Raw genomic sequence first — 21,432 nt, 5'->3', positions numbered from 1 at the left:
TTGAATGCGCGCTTCGACAAGCAATTTATCGATAGATAGGGGCTATATCTCCTCGCTTTAAAATGAGGCCTGTTTGAATCAGGTTTTCCTTGTAGGAAATCAAAGATTTATGCTGAATTAAATGTTAATGGGAAAATAATTTATCAAGTTAAATCAAATAATTGAAAATGATATGTCGGCGTTTTGAGACAGCCTCAACGAATTAGCCAATTTATTGCAGACCGTGCTTTTTGCAGCGAGTGAAGCATCCTGCCGTGCAAGATGAGGTTTCGCTGCGATCTCATCGCTTTGGGTGATGTCCCGGCAAGCCGAATGCGGACCATCGTCGTCTGGATTGCGGGACATTCTTCGGACACCAGCGAGCACGCCCATGAGCACGGTCATCAATCTTCCTTCCGGCAGCGCCGCGCGCGCCGTCTTCGATCGCGTGGCGCGGCACGTGCCAGCCTGCGCGGCGACCAGCGCCGAAACGCGCATCGCCAGAATCCGCCGGCTGATGGAGGTGATGCTGGCGGCGCGGCCGCGGATCTATGAGGCGGTCAAGATCGAGCGCGGCTTGACGCCGCCGGACGTCGACGGCGAGCTGGTGATGCTCAAGTTCGAGGCCGACCACATCGCGAAGAACCTCGCCGACTGGATGAGCGACAAGCCGGCGCCGCCGTCGCTGATGACGCTCGGCAAGAAGTGTTACCTGCACTACGAAGCCAAGGGCATGGTGCTGGTGCTGCCGAGCTGGAACGCGCCGTACGTGATCGGCTTTCTGCCGTTGCTCGGTGCGATCGCCGCCGGCAATGCCGTCATCATCAAGCCGTCGGAACTGGCACCGCAGTCGTCGAAAGTGATGGCGGACATCGTCGCCGAGGCCTTCCCGAACGGCGAAGTCGTGATCGTCGAGGGCGGCGTCGAAGCGGCGCAGGGCCTGCTCGAGTGTCCGTTCAACCACATCTTCTACATTGGCAACAACACCGTCGGCCGCATCATCATGCGCGCCGCTGCCGAGCACTTCGCGTCGGTGACGCTGGAGATGGGCGGCAAGAATCCGTCCATCGTCGATGCCAGCGCCGACGTCGAGGACGCAGCGCTGAAGACCGCGTGGGGGCGCATGTGCAACGCCGGCCAGGCCTGCATCGCGCCGGACTACGTCCTCGTGCACGAGTCGGTGGCGCAGCGCTACACCGAGGCGCTGCAGCGCGAAATCACCGCGATGTACGACCCCAAGGGCGAGGGCTTCGCGAAGAATCCGGAATATCCGCGCGTCATCAATGCCCGCCACTTCGAGCGCATCAAGGGCCTGATCGAGGATGCGCGCGGCAAGGGCGCGACCCTCGTCATGGGCGGCGAGTACGACGCGACCGATCGCTACATCGCGCCGACCATCGTCACCGACGTCAGCGACGACATGAAGATCATGCAGGAAGAAATCTTCGGCCCGGCGATCGTCATCAAGCCGTATCGCACGCGCGAGGAAGTGGTCGACTACATCCGCCGCCGCGACAAACCGCTGGCGGCTTACGTGTTCGCCAAGGATCGCAGCGCCTGGGAGTATTTTCTGGCCAACACCACGTCCGGCTCGATGGTGCTCAATCACAACGTCGTACAGTCCGGCACCAATCCGTACCTGCCGTTCGGCGGCGTCAATCACAGCGGCATCGGTCGGCTGGTCGGTTTCAACACCTTCGCGGAGTGCTCGAACGCCCGCACCGTGTTCGAGGAAGGCCCGCCGGTGGTCGATCCGCGCACGATGTTTCCGCCGCTGACCGACAAGTACAAGAAGCAGCTGACGCAGTTGCTCGACGGCAAGCCGGTGCCGGACGGCATGGTTCGCGTCATCGACCGGGTGGTGCGGACCGTGGGCCTGTTCAAGCGCTGAAGCGGCGCGGAATCGCGGCGCGCGCGATATGCGGGATCGATCACGCGAACGGACCGCGTCCGTCGCCGGCGACGCGACGCCGTGTCACGCAGACCGGAAGGAGAAACGCATGGTGATCAACCGTGCGGCCGTGTCAGGCGCGGCCACCGTGTTCGCGGCCATCGGCTTGGCCATGGTCGCGGTTTCCGCGGCGGCGGCCGTCCCGGCCGACACCGCAGCGCGCCTTGGCGGGCCGGCGCTGACCTGTAACGGTGCCGAAGTGGCCGGCACGCAAGACGGCATTCCGGCCTACAGCAACCGTTTCCGCGGCAGCTGGCCCGGCGTCAAGAAGGACGCCGGCTATGTGCCGGGCCCGTACGCCGACGAAACGCCGCTGTTCACGATTACCGCGCAGAACGCCGCGCAATATGCCGCCAGACTCAGCGCCGGCGAGCTGGCGATGCTCAAGCGCTATCCGCAGACGTTTCGCATGAACGTCTACCCCAGCCATCGCGACTTCGGCGAGCTGGATCGCACCTGCAAGCTGGCCAGACAGAATGCGCTGACGGCCAAGCTCGTCGATGACGGGCGCGGCGTCAGCGGCAAGGCCGGCGCGGTGCCGTTTCCGATTCCGAACAACGGACTGGAGGCGATCTGGAATGTTGCCAATGCCGGTCGCGTCTGGACCGAGGATGCGATCTGCGATATCGCCGACGTCTATGCCGGCGGTCAGGTGGCGTGGGGGCGGCAGCATTACCGGACGCTGGCGCTGAACAACGATCCGCACGCCGACCGTTCTTACCGCGACCGCATCGCCGCGCATTTCTACGTGAAGTATCTGCTGCCCGAGCGAGACCGCGGCTTCGTCGCGGTCGGCTATCAACCCAACGACTACGCCGACGATGCGACGCGCTCGTGGCAGTACCTGCCGGGTACGCGGCGCATGCGTCAGGCGCCGGAGGTCGGTTTCGACTATCCGGTGCCGCCGGCCGGTTTCCGCACCGCCGACGACGATTACGGCTTCAACGGCTCGCCGGAGCGCTACGACTGGAAGCTGGTCGGCAAGCGCGAGCTGTACGTGCCCTACGACAACTTCCGCATCAACGATCCGTCGATCAAATACGCCGACCTGATCGGCAAGCACAGCGTCAATCCGGACGACATGCGTTATGAGCTGCATCGCGTCTGGGTTATCGAAGGCACGCTCAAGCCCGGTCTGCGCCACATCTACAGCAAGCGCGTGATCTACGCCGACGAGGACACCTGGCTGGCCGTTCTGGCCGACAACGACGATGCGCGCGGTCAGCTGTGGCGGGTGGCGATGATCACCTACCACTACTCGCAGCAGGCGCAGGCCTGGCATCGCGGCGTGTCGCTCTATCACGACCTGACGGCAGGAACTTACGAGGCCGGATATCTGGTCAACGAAAGCCGCCAGTGGTGGGCGCTGAACACGCGCATGTCGCCGATCGAGTTCACGCCGGAAGCGGCAGTGCGCAGCGGGCACTGAGCCGGCGGACCTGCCAGCGGTCGGCCTCGCCGGCAGGATGTCGATTGGAACCGCGCTCGTTCGTCGTATCAGCGAGACGGCGCGACGCCGTCACGCGAATCAGGAGCCAGCGCCATGTGGAAGACCCGGATCTATCCCTGCCTGTGGTTCGACGGCCAGGCCGAGGCCGCCGCCGCGTTCTATGTCGGCATTTTTCCGAACTCGAAGCTGCTCGGCACCGCGCGTTACGGCGAAGCCGGGCGCGAGGTTCACGGCCATGCGCCGGGCACGGTGCTGACCGTCGAGTTCGAGCTCGACGGACTGCGCTTTACCGCGCTCAACGGTGGCCCGCAGTTTCAGTTCAACGAGGCGGTGTCGCTGCAGATCGACTGCGATACGCAGGCCGAGATCGACCACTATTGGGACGCGCTCGGTGCCGGCGGTGCGCCGCAGTCCTGCGGCTGGCTGCGCGATCGCTATGGCGTCACCTGGCAGGTGGTGCCGTCGGCGATGGTGCAGTGGTTGTGCGGCGGCGATGCGGCCGCCGCCGAACGCGTGATGGCAGCGCTGATGCCGATGAAAAAGCTCGATCTGGCAGCGCTGCAACGTGCCTACGACGGCCGGTAAAGGAACACAAGATGACGCTCAAGCTCTATGCCCACCCGTTTTCGTCGTACTGCCAGAAAGCCCTGATCGCGTTGTGGGAGAACGACACGGCCTTCGAGTACCGCTCGCTCGACGATCCGCAGGCCGGCGCCGAACTGGCGGCGCTGTGGCCGCTGCGGCGCTTCCCGGTACTGGTCGATGCCGGACGCACGGTCGTCGAAGCGACGGTCATCATCGAGCACCTGCAGCGCTTTCACGGCGGACCGCGGCCGATGATTCCGGACGATCCGCTGGCGGCGCTGGACGTGCGGACCCTGGATCGCATCTTCGACAACTATGTGATGACGCCGATGCAGGCCGTGGTCGCCAATGCGCTGCGCCCGGCCGATCAGCGCGACCCCTACGGCGTCGCCAAGGCGTGCGAGATGCTGGAGGCCAGTTACGCCTGGCTCGATCGGACCCTGGGCGGTCGCCAGTGGGCGTGCGGCGACGTTTTTGGACTGGCCGATTGCGCGGCGGCGCCGTCGTTGTTCTATGCCGATTGGGTCTACGAGATCGCCCCGCAGTACGCACGGCTGCGCGGCTATCGTCAGCGCCTGCTGGCACGCCCGTCGGTCGCACGCGCGGTCGACGAGGCGCGACCGTTCCGAAGCTATTTTCCGTTGCCGGTGCCGGATCGCGACTAGCGAGGGTTCACACGCGGGCGTCAGTCGTCGTGTTCGTGCCCGGCGCGGACCTTGCCCGGACCGACGCCTTCGACGCGCTTGAAGAAGCGGCGGAACGCCGCTTCGCTGCGGTAGCCGAGCATCTCGGCGATCGCCGCCACCGAAAAGCGGCGGTTCTTCAGCAGCCGTCGCGCCTCGGTGGCGCGCCAGTGCGCGAGGTACTGGATCGGCGGCAGGCCGACCGTTTGCGCGAACAGCTCGGCGAACGCCGTGCGCGACATGCCGGCGATCTGCGCCAGCGACTGGATCGTCCATTCCTCGCCGGGCCGTTCGTGCATCGCCGCCAGCGCCTTCGATAGACGCACGTCGGTCAATGCCGCGAGCAGGCCGCGCGGTTCGCCGGCGCTGCGCACGTATTCGCAGATCGCCATCGTGAACAGCGAATCGGCGAGCTTGTTCTGCACCATCTGCCGGCCCCAGCGCTGGTCGGTGCTGGTGTCGATCAGCATTTGCGCGAGCTGACGGAACGCATCGCTGCTGTCGGCGCCGCGGACGATGAACCATGACGGCAGCGCGCTGAAGATCGGGTTGTGCGTGCCCATCACGAATTCCAGCTCGCCGCACAGCATCGCCGTATCGGCGTCGGTTTCCGGCCGGGGCGCGCTGGCGTCGGGGCCGGACGACAGCGAGTGACGAATACCGGTCGGGAACACGATGAGGTCGCCACGGACCAGATGCTCCGGTGCGTGCAGCGCGTCGCCGCCGACCCAGCACTCGCCTTCGGTGACCAGGTGGAACTGCCCGTAGCGCGTCGACGGCTCGCGCTCGAACCAGGTGCCGCAATAGCGCACGTTGGCGGTGATCTCGACGCGCAGCTGATACGAGCTGAGCACCGATTCGAGCACGGCGTCGATGTCGCTGGTAGCGGACGTGGGCACGGGCAGGTTCATGGCCGCCATCGTAGGCGCTTGGCGCGTGCGCGGCCATGCCCGATCGTCGCCCGTCGCATGCGCGACCGTCCGTCGGCCGCTCGTCCGTTTGCAGCAGGCGCGGCCCGCAGTGCGGCGCGAGCCTGCCGCGACCGTCCGGCGGACGGCAGATCAAACGACGAGGGGAAGGAGCGCACGATGACCGAACTGGCAAACGAAAAACTGGTGTCGGTGGACTCGCATGTCCACTTCACGGACGAGTGGGTCAAGGCGCGCCTGCCCAAGGCCTTGCACACGGTCTGGGACGACGCCAACCGCAAGGCCGAGGACTACGCCGGCAAGGTGCTGCGCGGCGGACAGAGGAATCTGGAGCTGGAAGACTTCGTCGACCCCGAGGCGTCCAAGGACCCCGGTCACTTCAATCCCGAAGGCAAGCTCAAGGCCATGGATCGCGACGGCGTTTATGCCGAGGTGATCTTCCCGGAACTGGCCGGCGGCAAGATCATCAATCCGCAGCTGATGGGCGACGACTGGAAGGACGTCTTCCAGGGCTACAACAACGCGATGGCCGATTTTGCCGCGCACGATCCGGTGCGCCTGATGACGGCCTATCAGCTGCCGCTCTACGACATCGACTTCGCATGCAAAGAAGTCGAGCGGCTGGCGCGCGAGCGCAAGGCGCGCTGCGTGCAGCTGACGCCGTTTCCGTCCGATCTCGGCCTGCCGGACTTCTATCACGAGCGCTACGCACCGCTGTGGTCGCTGATCGAGGAGACCGGCCTGACCATCCTCAATCATCTCGATCTGCGCGCGTCGCTGTGGGACGTGTTCCGTCGCGATCCGACGCCGCAGAAGGGCATCTTCACCGCGCTGCCGTGGGCGCCGCTGGCAGAGACGATCTGCATGTGGATCCTCACCGGCACGCTGGAGAAGTATCCGAAGATGAAGGTGCTGTTCGTCGAGCCGGGCCTGGGCTGGTTGCCGTGGTTCTTCGAGGCGCTGCTCGATCCGCGTATGCATCAGCACTACGAATTCCCCGGCGTGAAGCGGCCGCCGTCGGAAACCTTCCGCCAGCAGTGCGGCGCGACGTTCATGTACGAGCCGCGCGGCCTCGCCGACTGCTATCGCTACTTCGGTCCGGACTGCCTGTACTGGTCCACGGACTTCCCGCATCCGGCGACCTGCTGGCCGAACTCGCGTCAGCAGGTGGTCAGCCAGTTCAAGGAAGCGGGCATTCCCGAGGCCGACCGCATCAAGATCACGTCGGGCAACGCGCTGAAGACCTTCGGGCTGGGCTGAGCGCGCGCGGTCGCGGCTGGCACCGTTCCTGCAGGGGGAGGGCGTTTGCAGGCGCCGCGCCAACCGCGACCGTTCAACCCCGCAGTCCGAAGCTCCAACGGACGAGCTTTTGTAGGAGTGGCGCCAGCCGCGACCTCTCGCAGCCCCCAAAAACCGTTCATGTCGAGTCGGCCCGCAGGGCCGTCTCGAGACACGCCTCACGGCTCGCGCGCATCGCGCCGATTCGCCAAACCTCGTCCAACCGGCTGATCGCAGCGGCGGATTCGGGCGATACCCTGCCAGCGAAATCGACGATGCAAAGGTGCAAGATGGCTGGCGTTCTCGACAAGCTCAAGGTTCTCGATCTCACGTCCGGCGTGGCCGGGCCGATGACGACGATGCTGCTCGGTGACAACGGCGCCGACGTGATCAAGATCGAACCGCCCGGCGGCGATCCGGCGCGGCATGAACCGGGGCCGCAGCAGCTCGGCTATACGGTCTGGCAGCGCGGCAAGCGCAGCGCCTGCCTCGATCTGACGAAGGCCGACGATCGTGACGTGCTGCTGGCGCTGGCGCGCAGCGCCGACATCCTCGTCGAGTCCTGTGCGCCCGGCGAGGCGGCCAAGCTCGGCCTCGACTACGCGAGCCTGTCCAAGCTCAATCCGCGCCTGATCGTCTGCTCGATCACCGGCTACGGTCGCGACAATCCGCACAGCGGCCGCCCGGCGATCGACGCGCTGGTGCAGGCGCGCACCGGCCTGATGTTCGAGCAGCGCGGCTGGCCGGAAGGCGCGCTCAATCACATGAACGGCGAGCCGGACCCGTTTCCGGATCTGGAGATTCCGCCGGAGTGGGTGCAGGGCGCGGCGCGCGAAGGCCCGTTGTTCGTCGCCTCGCAATGGCCCAGCCTCGGCGCGTTTTTCAACGCCAGCCTCGGCATCGCCGCGGCGCTGCGCGCGCGCGAAATCACCGGTCGCGGCCAATGGGTCGAAACCTCCTTGCTGCAGGGCGCGCTGGCCGGCGCCGCCGGCGTCTGGCAGCGCGCCGAGAAGATCGACGTGCCGGGCTTCGATACCTGGATTCTCAATTCCAAGTCGTCGAAGGGCCATTTCCAGGCCAAGGACGGACACTGGCTGCACAACTGGGTGCCGAACCCGCGCTTCATCCTGCAGGCGGCGCAGGGCGATACGCTCAACGCATCGCCGGACCTGACGGTGCAGAACGACCCGGACCGCTTCGGCACCGGCCCGGAAGAAATCCTGGTGATGTCGCACTACCAGCCCATCCTTGCCGAGGCGGTTGCCAAGTTCCCGGTTCAGGACTGGATCGAGGCGGCGGCGACGGCGGAGATGACGATGCAGCCGGTGCGCAGCATCGAGGCATCGCTGGCCGATCCGGCGTTCCTCGCCGACGGCTGCGTGACCGAGATGAACGATCCCGGCCTCGGCACGATCCGCACCGTCGGCAATGCCTTCAACATGAGCGCCACGCCGGGCAAGCCGGGCGCGCCGGCGGTGGCACCGGGCGCGAATACCGACGAGGTGAAAGCCGAGGCGGCGAAGATCATCGCCGACGCGCAGCAGGCCGTCGCCAGCGGCAAGCCGGCTGCCGGAAAGGCGGGCAAGGCGCCGCTGGACGGCATCGTCGTGCTCGATCTCGGTCTGGCGATCGCCGGTCCGTTCGGTACGCAGCTGCTGTCCGATCTGGGTGCCACCGTCATCAAGATCAACGGTCTGTTCGATCTGTTCTGGCACCGTGTGCACATCGCCTACATGGCCAACCGCGGCAAGCAGTCGATCACGCTGAACCTGAAAGACCCGCGGGCGATGAAGATCCTGCTGGAGCTGGTCAGGAAGGCCGACGTGATCCAGCACAACATGCGCTACGACGCCGCCGAGCGTTTGAAGATCGATTACGAATCGCTGAAGGCGATCAAGCCCGACCTGATCTACTGCCACACGCGTGGCTTCGAGCGCGGCGCGCGCGCCAAGCTGCCGGGCAATGACCAGACCGGTGCCTGCCTGTCCGGCATCCAGTTCGAGGACGGCGGCATGAGCCACGACGAAGGCGGCGCCACCGGCCATCCGCTGTGGAGCTTCACCAGCTTCGGCGACACCGGCAACGGCTTTTTGTCGGCGATTGCGATCTGCAACGCCATCTACCACCGCGACCGCACCGGCGAAGGCCAGTTCGTCGACACGTCCATCATCAACGCCGCGCTGCTCAACACCAGCTATGCGGTGGCCAAGCCGGACGGCAGCGGCTTTGCGCGTCCGCGCATCGGCGCGCAGCAGCTCGGCTACTCGGCGCTGCACCGCCTCTACGAAACCAGTGACGGCTGGATCTGTGTTGTCGCCACGGCCGCTGCGGCACGCGCCGCACTACTGAAGACACTGGGCGTCGCCGACAGCCAGGACGATGCGACGCTGGCCGCCGCGATCGGCGCCAAGCTCAAGGCCCTGAGCGGCAAGGACGCATTCGCCAGCCTCGATGGTGCCGGCGTGCCAGTCGAGATCGTCGATCCGGAATTCTCGCGCAAGCTGCACGATGTGCCGGAATTCCAGAAGCAGCAGATGGTCGTGAGCTATCCGCATCCGCACGTTGGCAAGCTCGACCAGATCGGCCTGCTGTTCTCGCTGTCGGATACGCCGGGCGTGATTCAGGGACGGCCGCTGATCGTCGGTGAGCACACGCAGAGCATTCTCGCCGGCATGGGTTACAGCGAGGCCGAGATCAAGACCATGGAAGAACAGTTCGCGATCGGCTTCGCCGGCATGCCGCGCATGCCGCCGCGTCCGGCGGCCACGCAGGCTCAGGCGCCGAAGCCGGGCATGGCCAGCCTGCTCGAAAAGGAAGCCAAGCAGTAAGGCGTCCGCGCGCGGTCCTCATTTCCCGGCAACGGCCGTTGCCGCGTTTCCCCGCCTCACCCAACCCTCTCCACCCCGCCGGTGGAGAGGGCTTTTTCGTGCAGCGCGCGCCGAGCGTGGGTTTGCCGCATCCGCCTCCGGCGCGCACCGCGGCAACTCCCCTCCGCCCGCCCGCGGGGGGAGGGGATGGGGGAGGTGGGAGCCGCGGCGCGCGCCGACACATGATTTGCACGCCGCCCGCGAAGCATCCACGGTGGACCTGCCAGGCTTTCTCTGAATCCGCAGTAGCTACGTCCGAGCGTCTCTGTGCGTCGCGCACCCCGCCTCACCCAAACCCTCTCCACCCCGCCGGTGGAGAGGGCTGTTTCGTGCAGCGCGCGCCGAGCGTGGATTTGCCGCATCCGCCTACGGCGCGCACCGCGGCAACTCCCCTCCGCCCGCCCGCGGGGGGAGGGGCTGGGGGAGGTGGGAGCCGCGGCGCGCGCCGACGCATGATTTGCACGCCGCCCGCGAAGCATCCACGGCGGACCTGCCAGGCTTTCTTTGAATCCGCAGCAGCTGCGTCCGAGCGTATCTGTGCGTCGAGTCCCCGCCTCACCCAACCCGCTCCACCCCGCCGGTGGAGAGGGCTTTTTCGTGCAGCGCGCACCGAGCGCCGGTTTGCCGCATCCGCCTCCGGCGCGCACCGCTGCAACTCCCCTCCGCCCGCTTGCGGGGGGAGGGGCTGGGGGAGGTGGGGGCTGCGGTTCGCGCCGACGTATGATTTGCACGCCGCCCGCGAAGCATCCACGGCGGACTTGCGAGGCTTTCTTTGAATCCGCAGCAGCTGCGTCCGAGCCTATCTGCGCGTCGCGCACCCCGCCTCACCCAACCCTCTCCACCCCGCCGGTGGAGAGGGCTTTTTCGTGCAGCGCGCACCGAGCGCCGGTTTGCCGCATCCGCCTCCGGCGCGCACCGCGGCAACTCCCCTCCGCCCGCTTGCGGGGGGAGGGGTTGGGGGAGGTGGGGGCTGGAGTTCGCGCTGAATGTTGTCGTCGCGCGGTGATCACACCGAACGGCGCCGGTTCAACGCCATGTCGGTGCCACGAATGCTTCGGCGAGAAAGTCGATCAGCGCCCGCACTTTCAGCGGCAGGTGCTTACGCGTCGGATACAGCGCGAAGACTTCGATGTCCGGCGTGCGGTAGTCGGCCAGCACCTCGACCAGCAGGCCGCGCTTGAGGTCGTCGCCGACCAGAAAGTCCGGCTGCAGGATCAGGCCCTGATCCTGCAGTGCGACCAGCCGGCAGGTGTCGCCGTTATTGGTGTGCATGCACGGCCGCAGGCGGACGCGGCCGTCGCCGTCGGGGCCGCGGTACACCCATTCGTCGCCGCTCGCCCAATAGCTGTAGGCGATGATGCGATGTGCGGCCAGATCGGCCGGCGTTTGCGGTGTGCCGAATTGGCGCAGATAGCCGGGCGACGCGCAGGCGACGATGCGCGACGTCGCCAGCGGCCGCGCCACCAGCATTGCGTTGGCGAGCCGCTCGCGCGCCGTGATGCGCACTGCGAGGTCGTAACCGTCCTCGATCAGATCGACGGTGCGGTCGGCCAGCGTCACGTCGAGCGTGACCTGTGGGTGGCGCGCCATGAACGCGCCCCAGAGCGGTGCCAGGTGCAGCATGCCGAAGGTCAGCGGCGCGTTGACGCGCACCAGTCCGCGCGGCTCGCCGCGCTGCGGCACCAGTTCCGATTCGGCTTCGTCGATTGCCGCCAGCAACTCCTTGCTGCGCGCATAGAAGCGGCGCCCCTCGTCGGTCAGCGACAGCTTGCGCGTGGTCCGGTGCAGCAGGCGCACGCCGAGCCGTTGCTCCAGCTCGGCGACATGGCGCGAGACCGCCGCCTTCGAAACGCCCAGCGCCTCGGCCGCGGCGACGAAGCTGCCGGCGTCGACCACCGCCGCGAAGCTGCTCATCTGCTGGGCCTTGTCCATGAGATTGTCTCGAAAATCGGAACGATAAATCTCCTTATAGGCGATTTATCGTAGTTCGTGTTGGCAATAAAGTGGACCCATCGCAGAAATCCTCTGCTTAGCGAACATCAGGGCCATTCACATGAACACCATCACCGCCACCCCCGCCACCGCATCGCGCGCCGGCGCACACGATCTCGTCAGCTACGCCGCGCTGCTGCTGCGCGTCACGCTCGGCGCCACCTTGCTCACGCACGGCTTGATCAAGCTGTTCGTCTTCACGCTGCCGGGTACCGCCGCATTCTTTTCGTCGGTCGGCTTCCCGGGCTGGACCGCGTACATCGTCGCGCCGGCCGAAGCGCTCGGCGGTCTGGCGCTGATCGTCGGCTTCCAGACGCGCTGGGTCGCCATCGCCACCTTGCCGATCCTGCTGGGCGCGATGAGTGTGCACATCCACAACGGCTACACGTTCTCGAACGCCAACGGCGGCTGGGAATACCCGCTGTTCCTGGTGGCGGCGGCGGTGCTGGCCGCGCTGCTGGGCGGCGGTCGCTACGCGCTGACGCGCTCGGCCTGAAGCCTTGAACGACGGCGGGCGCCATCGGCGCCCGCTTTTCGTCATTCACGAATCGGAGATTCGTCATGAGCAGAACGCCTGTCTTCTTCATTTCCCACGGCGCGCCGACCTGGGCGATCGAACCCGGCCAGCTGGGCCCGCAGATCGAGAAGCTCGGCCGCGAGCTGGACGGTGTGCGGGCGGTGCTGGTCGTTTCGCCGCATTGGCAGACGCCCGATCTGCGTGTGATGGCGGCCGCCCAACCGGAGACCATTCACGACTTCGGCGGCTTCCCGGATGCGCTTTATCGCTTGCAGTACACGGCGCCGGGCGCGCCGGAGCTGGCGCAGACCGTCGCTCAGCGCCTGACCGATGCCGGTTTTCCGGTGTCGATCGACGCACAGCGCGGCCGCGACCACGGTGCCTGGGTGCCGATGATGTATCTGCTGCCCGAGGCCAGGCTGCCGGTGTTTCAGGTGTCGATGCCGCGTCAGCTCGACACGCGCAGCGCGTACGCGCTCGGCCGGGCCTTGTCGTCGCTGCGCGACGAAGGCGTGCTGATCGTCGCGTCCGGCAGCATGACGCACAACCTCTACGAGTTCCGCGGCAATCCGCAGCCGGCGCCTTATGTGCTCGACTTCGTGCGCTGGGTGCGTGAGGCGGTGACCGCCCGTGACGACGCGTCGCTGGCCGACTATCGCCAGCTCGCGCCACAGGCCGAACGTGCGCACCCGACCGAGGAGCACTTCCTGCCGCTGCTGGTCGCCGCCGGGGCCGCGGCCGCCAACGACGTCGTGCAGCCGGTCGACGGCGGCGTCACCTACGGCATCCTGTCGATGGATTCGTACGTCTGGCGGCCGGCCGCATGAGCGCCGCGCTCGACACCGGTTTCGGCATCGGCGCCCTCGAAACCGCGGCCGAAGCCGGGTTGAGCTGGCGCTACCGCCTGCCGTTGCCGGCGCAGCCCCGGCAGTTGCTGGTGCTGTGCCATGGCGTCGGCGCCGACGAGATGAGCCTCGCCGCTGTCGCCGCCGCGGTCGACGCCGACACGCTCGTCGTGCTCGCGCGCGGCCCGTTGACGCTGGCGCCCGGCCACTACGGCTGGTTCCGTGTCGCGTTCACCGCGCAGGGGCCGCAGATCGACGCCGCACAGGCCGATGCCGCGCGCCGCACGCTGATCGGTTTCGTCGAGTATCTGCAGCAGCGTCATGATCGGCGCCCGGCGCAAACCGTGGTCGCCGGCTTCAGTCAGGGTGGCATCATCAGCGCCAGCGTCGCGCTGACCGCGCCGCAGATCGTCGCCGGCTTCGCGGTCCTGTCCGGCCGCATCCTGCCGGAGTTGCGCGCGCAGCTCGCGGCGCCGGCCGCGCTCGCGCAACTGCAGGGCTATATCGCGCACGGCGAGGTCGACGACAAGTTGCCGATCTTCTGGGCCGAACGCGCCCGGCAGTGGCTGACCGAGCTGGGCGTGCCGCACGAAGCCCATCGCTATCCGATCGGCCACGGCATCGACGCCGCGGTGCGCGACGACTTCGTCGCCTGGCTGCGCCGCAGCGCAGCGCTCAGCGCCTGACGTCGACCTGCCAGCACCCGTCGCTTTCGTGCCAGTCGATTTCGACCGGCAGAAACTTTTCGATCAGCCGCGCGTTGCTCTGCAGGTGATCGGTGATGCGGGCGGTCGTGAACGTGCCGCCGCCGGCCAGCGCCAGCGGCAGCAGCAGTTGGTCGGCCAGGCAGGCGCCGACCGCCGCGCTTCCGCACAGATAGTCGCGCACCGCTTCGCAGGTGCGTTCGGCGACGGCTTCGGCGGAGACGCCCCGCGCGCCGAAGCCGCAGAACACCTCGCAAACCGCCTCGTGGCGCGCGAACAGCAGCAGGGCATTGCCCGGACCGCTCGGCGGCTGCACGGTGCGCCGTTGCAGATCGGCGGCATCGAGACCGAGCCGGCGCTGCACGATCGCCAGCTCGCGTTCGCCGACGCTGGGTGCGATGCCGGACGTCCAGGCCAGCGCCTGCAGTCCGCTCAGCGCGCCGCGCTCGCGCAGCGTCAGTGGCTGCAGCGGACAGGGGTGAATGCTGGCGCGCAGTGCGCCGCCACCGGCCGGATAGAAACCGGGGCGTTGCAGTTCCAGCTCGACGTCGGCGCCCATGCGCTGTAACAGCGGCAGATAGGCGTCACGCAGGAATTCCGCCGGCGGCGCCAGCGGATTGTGGGTGCCGCCCTGCAGATCGATCGTCGATGGCGTGTTCGCGCACAGCAGCGCCGGCAGCACCGTCTGCAGCACCAGCGTGGTCGAGCCGGCGGTGCCGATCGCAAACGCATAGTCGCCGCCGCGGATCGTGCCGGGCGTGAAGCGCAACGCAGTGGCGCCGGGCGCCGCGCCGTCGACGTCCGCGCTGCAGATCGCGGCGGCGGCATCGACCGCCGTCAGATGCTGACGCATCAAGCCCGGCTTCGAGCGGCCGCTACGGATGCGGCGAATATGAAACGCCTGGCCCGTACACATGGCCAGGGTCAGCGCGCTGCGCAGCAGTTGGCCACCGCCGGCGGCGCCGTCGAGTTCCAGCACGACGGCCTCCCGAATCTGGAAAATCAAAAAGTGGCGGGGCTGGGCGCCCCGCCGTTCAACCCTTCACGCAGACCACCTGACGCAGCGTGTGGACGATCTCGACGAGATCGTTCTGCGCCGCCATCACCGCCTCGATCGGCTTGTAGGCGGCCGGCGACTCGTCGACCACCGCCGCGTCCTTGCGGCATTCGACGTGCGCGGTCGCGTCGCGGTGCGCGTCGAGCGTGATGCGCTTGCGCGCCTCGGTGCGGCTCATCACGCGTCCGGCGCCGTGGCTGCAGCTGTGAAAGCTCTCGTCGTTGCCGAGGCCGCGAACGATGAAGCTCTTCGCCCCCATGCTGCCGGGAATGATGCCGAGCTCGCCCTTTCTGGCGCTGACCGCGCCCTTGCGCGTGACCAGCACGTCCTCGCCGTAGTGGCGCTCGCGGCTCACGTAGTTGTGATGGCAGTTGACCGCTTCGCCGGTCGCGTCGAACGGCTTGTCGATCACGCGCCGTGCGGCATCGACCACGTGCTGCATCATGATCGCGCGATTGGTGCGCGCGTAGCGCTGCGCCCAGTCGACGGCCTGCACGTAGTCGGCGTAGTGCTCGCTGCCTTCCGGCAGATAGGCAAGATCGCGATCCGGCAGATTGATCATCCAGCGTCGCATGTCCTGCTTGGCCAGCTCGATGAACAGCGAGCCGATCGCATTGCCAACGCCGCGCGAGCCCGAGTGCAGCATGAACCACACGCCATCCGCCTCGTCGAGGCAGACCTCGACGAAGTGGTTGCCGGTTCCCAGCGTGCCGAGATGCGACAGGTTGTTGGTCTTGGCGAGCTTCGGGTACTTGGCGGTGATCGCGCCGAACGACTCGGCCAGCGTCGACCAGCCGTCGATCGTCGCCTGTGGCGGATTCGCCCAGGCGCCCTTGTCGCGGCCGCCGCGCGTCGTGCTGCGGCCGTGCGGTACCGCACGCTCGATCGCCGAGCGCAGCGGCGCCAGATTGTCGGGCAGGTCGCGGGCCTTGAGCGTGGTGCGCGCGGCGATCATGCCGCAGCCGATATCGACGCCGACCGCGGCCGGCACGATGGCGCCGACGGTCGGAATCACCGAGCCGACAGTGGCGCCCTTGCCGAGATGCACGTCCGGCATCACCGCGATCCAGCGGTGGACGAACGGCAGCTTCGACATATTGATCAGCTGCGTGCGCGCCTCGTCTTCGAGCGGCACGCCGCGCGTCCACATCTTGATCGGCACGCCGCCGGCTTCGTGAATGACCTCGTAGTTCATGTTGCGCATTGTGTTGCCTCAGGGTGGGCTTCGTGACCGGCCCCTTTTGATCTCGGCCTCGACGATCGGGTGATGGTGCCGTTGAAGGCCGCCACCACCCCGGCGGGTTCACTCCCCGCCGGGGGCCGCTGGACGACGCCCGGATTCCGCAGATCGTCGCCACGGGGCTATAGAGCAATGCCGATGCCAATCGCGAGTGATTCTTTTATGGCTATGAATTTAAATGAATTATTGATGATTTTCGAAATTTTGGAAATTTGAATGTCAAGGAAATAGATAAATTTTTATCGTAAACGATATGATCAGATCGTCATGAAAAAGAACGTCGTCATCGGCTTCATCGGCACGCAGCTCGATGCGCGTTTCGGCGCCGAACGCTGGGAGCGCTGGCGGCCGACGGTGGCGCTCGGCATGCATGAGGACTTCGTCGTGCACCGCATGGAGTTGCTGATCGACATGCGTCGCGGCGCGCGGCTGGCGAAGCAGATCGCGGCCGACCTGGCGCAGGTGTCGCCGGAAACCGAGGTGTGCCTGCACGACACCTATATCGCCAACCCCTGGGATTTCGAATCGATGTACGGCGCGCTGCACGACTTCTGCGCGCGGCAGTCCTTCGACCCCGAGCACGAGGACTATTACGCGCACATCACCACCGGCACGCATGTCGCGCAGATCTGCCTGTTCCTGCTGACCGAGAGCCGTCACCTGCCGGGGCGGCTGCTGCAGACCTCGCCGCCGCGCGCGCGGCAGGACGTGGCCGGCGCGTACTCGATCATCGACCTCGACTTGTCGAAGTACGATCGCATCGCGCAGCGCTTCGAACAGCAGCAGCAGGAAGACCGTTCTTTCCTCAAGAGCGGCATCGCCACGCGCAACGCCGCGTTCAACACGATGATCGAGCAGATTGAAACGGTGGCGATCCGCTCGCCGGCGCCGATGCTGCTGATGGGGCCGACCGGCGCCGGCAAGAGCCAGCTGGCGCGCCGCGTCTACGAGCTGAAGCGTCAGCGCGGCACGGTGTCCGGCGCGTTCGTCGAGATCAACTGTGCGACGCTGCGCGGCGACGGCGCAATGAGTGCGCTGTTCGGCCATCGCAAGGGCGCGTTCACCGGCGCGGTATCCGAGCGTGCCGGTCTGCTGCGCAGCGCCGATCGCGGCGTGCTGTTTCTCGACGAGATCGGCGAGCTGGGCGCCGACGAACAGGCGATGCTGCTGCGCGCGATCGAGGACAAGCGCTTCCTGCCGGTCGGCAGCGACCGCGAAGTGTGCAGCGACTTCCAGCTGATCGCCGGCACCAACCGCGATCTGGGCCGCGAAATCGCCAGCGGCGGTTTTCGCGACGATCTGTACGCACGCCTCAATCTGTGGACCTTCGAGCTGCCGGGCCTCGCGGCGCGTCGCGAGGACATCGAGCCCAATCTCGACTACGAACTGGAGCGCTACGAACGCAGCACGCATCAACGCGTGCGCTTCAATGTCGAGGCGCGCGAGCGCTACCTGCGCTTCGCGATGTCGGCGGACGCGCAGTGGCCGGGCAATTTCCGCGATCTCGGTGCGTCGGTCTCGCGCATGGCGACCCTGGCCGTGGCCGGCCGCATCCAGGTCGATGGCGTCGACGCGGAGATCGCGCGCCTGCGTCGGCTCTGGCGCTCGGCCGATGCGCCGGCGATGGCGGCGGACGTCGACTTCGAGGCCTTGCTCGGCGAGCGCGTCGCCGAACTGGATCGCTTCGATCGCGCACAGCTCGGCGATGTCGTCGCCGTCTGCCGGCGCAGCCGCAATCTGTCCGAGGCCGGGCGCACGCTGTTCGCGGCGTCGCGGCAGACGCGTCGCTCGACCAATGATTCGGACCGTTTGCGCAAATATCTGGCGCGCTTCGGTCTGAGCTGGAGCGACGTCACCGTTTCGTGATCCACATCGGCGATACTGGCGCCATGACGGATATCGCAGCCCTGCGGGCCTTCATCTGACGCGCATCCGCGTTTGTTCGTGCTGACCGGTGCCGGCGTCAGCACCGATTCCGGCATCCCGGATTACCGGGATGGCGAGGGCGCGTGGAAGCGGCCGCAGCCGGTCACCTATCAGGCCTTTACCGGTAGCGACGCGACGCGCCGCCGCTATTGGGCGCGCAGCCTGGTCGGCTGGCGCGGCTTCGGTCTGGCACGGCCCAACGACGCGCATCAGGCGCTGGCGGCGCTCGAGCGCGCCGGACGCGTCGAGCTGCTGCTGACGCAGAACGTCGACCGCCTGCATCAGGCGGCCGGCAGCGAACGCGTCATCGATCTGCACGGTCGGCTCGATCTGGTGCGCTGTCTCGACTGCGAACGCCGCTATGCGCGCGAGGAGTTCCAGCGCGTGCTGCTCGACGCCAATCCGGCCTGGGCGGCGCTCGACGCGCAAATGGCGCCGGACGGCGACGCCGATCTCGAACACGACGACTTCGCTTCGTTCGTCGTGCCGCCGTGCCCGGCCTGCGGCGGCATGCTCAAGCCCGACGTGGTGTTCTTCGGCGAAAGCGTGCCGCGCGAGCGCGTCGACGCCGCGTTCGCGGCGCTGCGCGAGGCCGACGCGATGTTGATCGTCGGTTCGTCGCTGATGGTGTGGTCGGGCTTTCGCTTCGCCAATGCCGCGGCGCAGGCCGGCAAGCCGATGGCCGCCGTCAATCTCGGTCGCACGCGCGCCGATGATCTGTTGAGCCTCAAATGTGCGCTGCCGGTGGCTGAGGCCCTGTCTTTTTTGCTTGAATCGCAGCCGCCACGCGTCGCAGCCTGACTGCCGTCTGTACAAACGCGCGTGGTTGAGCGGGGATTCAGGCTCGCTGAGCAGACTCTTTTCCTGCAGGCAGGACGCCTGCTTTCTTTTTTCAGGAAAGGAGTCCTCACAATGAAAACATTGACGCGTACCGCTCTTGCCGCGAGCCTCTTTGCCGCGGGCCTGTCCGTCGCCAACGCCGCCGACGGCACGCTGTTGAGCAAGCTGAGCAGCGATCGGGCGGCATTGCAGCAGGCACGGCAGGACAACATGCAAGCCCGCCGCGAGCAGATTCAGGAAAATCGCCAGAGCCGTAAAGACACGGCACAGAGCAACCTGAGCGAGATTCAGGACACGGCGATGGCCAACCGCAGCGCCACGCAGCAGATGCGGCAAGACTACGTCGCGGCGCTGAAGAGTGCCGACAACAGCAGCGATATGCGTGACGCCGCGCAGACGTATGCGCAGGATCGCGCGCAGCTGGCCAAGGACAATGCGGCGGCGACTCAGCAGACTCTGCAGGACACGCATCAGGCCAGCGTCGACAATCGCCAGTCGATTCGTGACGACAACAAGGCGACCCGCGAAGATGCGCGCGCCAACCGCCAGGACGCCATCGAGACCGTCACCGCCTCGAATGACGACAGCGACACCAGCCTGACCGATGGCGACTCCAGCACCGATACCAGCGTCAGCAGCGATCAGAGCACGACGGTCGCCGCTGACGGCAGCAACGGATCGGTCTCGGTCGACGCCAGCGGCGGCGGCTCGTCGTCCGACAGCAGCGACAACACCATTGCCAGCACGTCGCTGAATGCGTCGTTCGGCAACGCCTCGCTGTCGGCCGACGTCGCGCTGAACGGCAGCACCGGCGCCGGTCAGTAAGCTTCGCTCCAGCATTGCGGTGGCACCGTAAGCCGCGGTCCGATCGGGCCGCGGCTTACGCATGGGAGTGTCATGAATCAGATCAGGGATCGGGAGCGTCGCGACCGCGCGCGCATCAGCGTCTGGGGCGATCGCCGTGGCCGTTGATCTACCGCCGCCGTTGTCGCCGCAGCTCGCACCGCTGAATGAGGTGCGTGCGCATGCGGGCGCCAGCGTCATCACGCTCGGCAACTTCCACGTCCATCTGCCACAGGATTCGCGCATCGACGCCAAAGCGGCGCGTCGCGCGGCGGCCGGCGCCAGCACCATCGGCGAGGCCATGCAGGCATTGACGCGGGCCTGGCACGCCGACGGCGCGCTGTCGACACAGCTGCGTTATGCCGTCGACGGCGACGATATTTATGTGATGGCCGAGCCCCTGCGTCTGAAGCGTGTCACCGCGCCGGCCTCGATGGTGCCGTACTTCAAACCGCTGCTGAACCAAGCGTTGAACGACGAGGATTTCGAGCCGCAGCGCGCACTGGCCAATGTGCGCGCCGATCGCGCCGGCCTTAGCGCGCACAGCGCGTTGCAGCCGGTCGACGGCGGCGTGGCCTATGTCGTCACGCCGGACCATGAAGACGGTGCGCGCAGCAGCGCGCAAGCCGACTTCGGCAATCCCGGCAACCGCTTCGTCGGTAGCCACTTCTTTGATCTGGACCTGCGCCACAGCGATCTCGCTGGCGATCAGTTCAAACTGTTCTGGCAGACCGCGCTGACCGGGCTCAACGACGGCGATACCGACCGCTACAACAGCGAGGCGCTGACCTGGAGTCGGGCCACGCCGTTCGGCGTGCTGGGTGTGACCGGGCAGGCGCTCGATTACTCGGCAAACGACGCCGGACAGGACGGCCAGCTGCGCGAAGCCCAACTGTCGTGGCTGTATCCGCTGACCGCAACGCTGCGCAGCCGTTTGCTGATCGAAGTGCGTGCCGACTACATCAATCGCGAATTCGATCTCGGCGATCTGGGCGTGCGCGAGGAATATCCGAGCGTGCAGATCGGGGCGCATTACTCGTACAGCGACACCACGCCGCTCGGCGCCGCGGATGTCGACCTCAGCAGCACCTTCCGTAAGGGCCTGCGCAGCAAGGATGCCGACACCGGCGCCAAGCTCGACTATCTGTCGTGGCAGCCGTCGATCAGCCTGAACTTCGGACTCGGCCATCGCTGGAACACCGGCTTGCTGCTCGCTGCGCAGCTCGCCGACGGCACGCTGCCGATCGAAAGCCAGTGGGTTCTGGGCGGCGTCGACAACATCGCCGCATACCGGCCGGGCGTCGCGGTTGGCGACGACGGCGTCTATAGCGCCATCGACCTGCAGTACGGCGGCTGGTCGCCGTTGGGTGTCCAGCTGACGCCGCGGGTGTTCGCCGAATACGGACTGTCGCGCTACGCGCGAAGTCTGGACGATGGCGTCAATCACTCGTCGATGCTCAGCGATGCCGGTGTCGAGCTGCGCGCGGCATGGCGCATGTTCTCCGCCAGTGTCACCGCTGCGGCGCCGATCGCGCACCGCAACGTGCCGTCCGACGTGCGCGACGCCAGCGACGCGAGCGTGCTGTTCAAGCTGACGGCCCGTCTCTAGGGCCTGTGAACGCGAATAGCGTCGCTGTGGCGGCCTAAGTCCGCGCAGCGCAAAAGTCGCGGCATCGGGCCGCGGACGTCGAGTCACCCGTTTGAATCATGCTGGCGGCCGGGGCCGCCGGCTATCGTCGTCTGCGA

18 protein-coding genes are annotated in these 21,432 nt (G+C 66.9%); 13 read left to right on the top strand and 5 right to left on the bottom strand.

Going from position 1 to position 21,432, the window contains the following annotated elements:
* Window positions 1–153: 153 nt before the first annotated feature.
* A complete protein-coding gene (locus G7Y82_RS01185; RefSeq protein ID WP_168146168.1) occupies window positions 154–384 on the bottom strand; it encodes a hypothetical protein in 231 nt (76 codons plus the stop codon).
* Here G7Y82_RS01185 and G7Y82_RS01180 point away from each other — a divergent pair.
* The 4 genes from G7Y82_RS01180 to G7Y82_RS01165 all read left to right on the top strand — a co-directional run bounded on the left by G7Y82_RS01180 (window position 371) and on the right by G7Y82_RS01165 (window position 4,630).
* On the top strand, window positions 371–1,870 hold the full coding sequence (locus G7Y82_RS01180) for an aldehyde dehydrogenase family protein (protein WP_168146167.1): 1,500 nt from the start codon (window positions 371–373) through the stop codon (window positions 1,868–1,870). The genes G7Y82_RS01185 and G7Y82_RS01180 overlap by 14 nt on opposite strands.
* Before the next feature lie 109 nt (window positions 1,871–1,979).
* Complete coding sequence (locus G7Y82_RS01175) at window positions 1,980–3,359, top strand: DUF1329 domain-containing protein (RefSeq protein WP_240954001.1); 1,380 nt, start codon at window positions 1,980–1,982, stop codon at window positions 3,357–3,359.
* Between the two features lie 114 nt (window positions 3,360–3,473).
* Window positions 3,474–3,965: a VOC family protein gene (locus G7Y82_RS01170; protein WP_168146166.1), complete on the top strand. Its 492-nt coding sequence runs from the start codon at window positions 3,474–3,476 to the stop codon at window positions 3,963–3,965.
* Window positions 3,966–3,976: 11 nt separating this feature from the next.
* Window positions 3,977–4,630: a glutathione S-transferase family protein gene (locus tag G7Y82_RS01165; protein ID WP_168146165.1), complete on the top strand. Its 654-nt coding sequence runs from the start codon at window positions 3,977–3,979 to the stop codon at window positions 4,628–4,630.
* A gap of 20 nt (window positions 4,631–4,650) precedes the next feature.
* Here G7Y82_RS01165 and G7Y82_RS01160 read toward each other — a convergent pair whose 3' ends face one another.
* Window positions 4,651–5,559, bottom strand: coding sequence for an AraC family transcriptional regulator (locus G7Y82_RS01160; protein WP_168146164.1), 909 nt, complete (start codon window positions 5,557–5,559; stop codon window positions 4,651–4,653).
* A 177-nt stretch (window positions 5,560–5,736) separates the two neighbouring features.
* Between G7Y82_RS01160 and G7Y82_RS01155 the strand changes: the two genes are divergently transcribed.
* The gene (locus G7Y82_RS01155) at window positions 5,737–6,837 is read left to right on the top strand and encodes an amidohydrolase family protein (RefSeq protein WP_168146163.1); all 1,101 of its coding nucleotides are present in this window, start codon (window positions 5,737–5,739) and stop codon (window positions 6,835–6,837) included.
* Between the two features lie 308 nt (window positions 6,838–7,145).
* On the top strand, window positions 7,146–9,683 hold the full coding sequence (locus G7Y82_RS01150) for a CaiB/BaiF CoA transferase family protein (protein ID WP_168146162.1): 2,538 nt from the start codon (window positions 7,146–7,148) through the stop codon (window positions 9,681–9,683).
* 1,065 nt (window positions 9,684–10,748) lie between these two features.
* On the opposite strand, the gene G7Y82_RS01145 is transcribed toward G7Y82_RS01150, so the two are convergent.
* Complete coding sequence (locus G7Y82_RS01145; RefSeq protein ID WP_168146161.1) at window positions 10,749–11,654, bottom strand: LysR family transcriptional regulator; 906 nt, start codon at window positions 11,652–11,654, stop codon at window positions 10,749–10,751.
* A gap of 121 nt (window positions 11,655–11,775) precedes the next feature.
* On the opposite strand from G7Y82_RS01145, the gene G7Y82_RS01140 reads away from it, so the two are divergent.
* The 3 genes from G7Y82_RS01140 to G7Y82_RS01130 all read left to right on the top strand — a co-directional run bounded on the left by G7Y82_RS01140 (window position 11,776) and on the right by G7Y82_RS01130 (window position 13,762).
* Complete coding sequence (locus G7Y82_RS01140) at window positions 11,776–12,210, top strand: DoxX family protein (protein WP_168146160.1); 435 nt, start codon at window positions 11,776–11,778, stop codon at window positions 12,208–12,210.
* A gap of 65 nt (window positions 12,211–12,275) precedes the next feature.
* Window positions 12,276–13,058, top strand: coding sequence for a dioxygenase family protein (locus G7Y82_RS01135; protein ID WP_168146159.1), 783 nt, complete (start codon window positions 12,276–12,278; stop codon window positions 13,056–13,058).
* Complete coding sequence (locus G7Y82_RS01130) at window positions 13,055–13,762, top strand: alpha/beta hydrolase (protein ID WP_168146158.1); 708 nt, start codon at window positions 13,055–13,057, stop codon at window positions 13,760–13,762. The genes G7Y82_RS01135 and G7Y82_RS01130 overlap by 4 nt, the downstream gene beginning before the upstream one ends.
* Here G7Y82_RS01130 and rtcA read toward each other — a convergent pair.
* Together rtcA and G7Y82_RS01120 are read right to left on the bottom strand one after the other, a co-directional pair.
* On the bottom strand, window positions 13,752–14,759 hold the full coding sequence (gene rtcA / locus G7Y82_RS01125; RefSeq protein ID WP_168146157.1) for an RNA 3'-terminal phosphate cyclase: 1,008 nt from the start codon (window positions 14,757–14,759) through the stop codon (window positions 13,752–13,754). The genes G7Y82_RS01130 and rtcA overlap by 11 nt on opposite strands.
* A 55-nt stretch (window positions 14,760–14,814) precedes the next feature.
* A complete protein-coding gene (locus tag G7Y82_RS01120; RefSeq protein WP_366515587.1) occupies window positions 14,815–16,041 on the bottom strand; it encodes an RtcB family protein in 1,227 nt (408 codons plus the stop codon).
* 303 nt (window positions 16,042–16,344) lie between these two features.
* Here G7Y82_RS01120 and rtcR point away from each other — a divergent pair, with 303 nt between their 5' ends.
* The 4 genes from rtcR to G7Y82_RS01100 all read left to right on the top strand — a co-directional run bounded on the left by rtcR (window position 16,345) and on the right by G7Y82_RS01100 (window position 21,295).
* Window positions 16,345–17,943 (top strand): RNA repair transcriptional activator RtcR, encoded by a 1,599-nt coding sequence (rtcR, locus tag G7Y82_RS01115; protein WP_168146155.1) that lies wholly within the window; start codon window positions 16,345–16,347, stop codon window positions 17,941–17,943.
* 30 nt (window positions 17,944–17,973) lie between these two features.
* Complete coding sequence (locus G7Y82_RS01110) at window positions 17,974–18,804, top strand: NAD-dependent protein deacetylase (protein ID WP_168146551.1); 831 nt, start codon at window positions 17,974–17,976, stop codon at window positions 18,802–18,804.
* A 111-nt stretch (window positions 18,805–18,915) separates the two neighbouring features.
* On the top strand, window positions 18,916–19,668 hold the full coding sequence (locus G7Y82_RS01105; protein ID WP_168146154.1) for a hypothetical protein: 753 nt from the start codon (window positions 18,916–18,918) through the stop codon (window positions 19,666–19,668).
* 136 nt (window positions 19,669–19,804) lie between these two features.
* On the top strand, window positions 19,805–21,295 hold the full coding sequence (locus G7Y82_RS01100) for a ShlB/FhaC/HecB family hemolysin secretion/activation protein (protein ID WP_168146153.1): 1,491 nt from the start codon (window positions 19,805–19,807) through the stop codon (window positions 21,293–21,295).
* Window positions 21,296–21,432: the final 137 nt, after the last annotated feature.

This window comes from Solimonas marina, assembly GCF_012241385.1.
GTDB classification, from domain to species: domain Bacteria; phylum Pseudomonadota; class Gammaproteobacteria; order Nevskiales; family Nevskiaceae; genus Solimonas; species Solimonas marina.
Note: the sequence above shows the minus strand (reverse complement) of the source record. Positions and strands in the feature narration are given on the sequence as shown.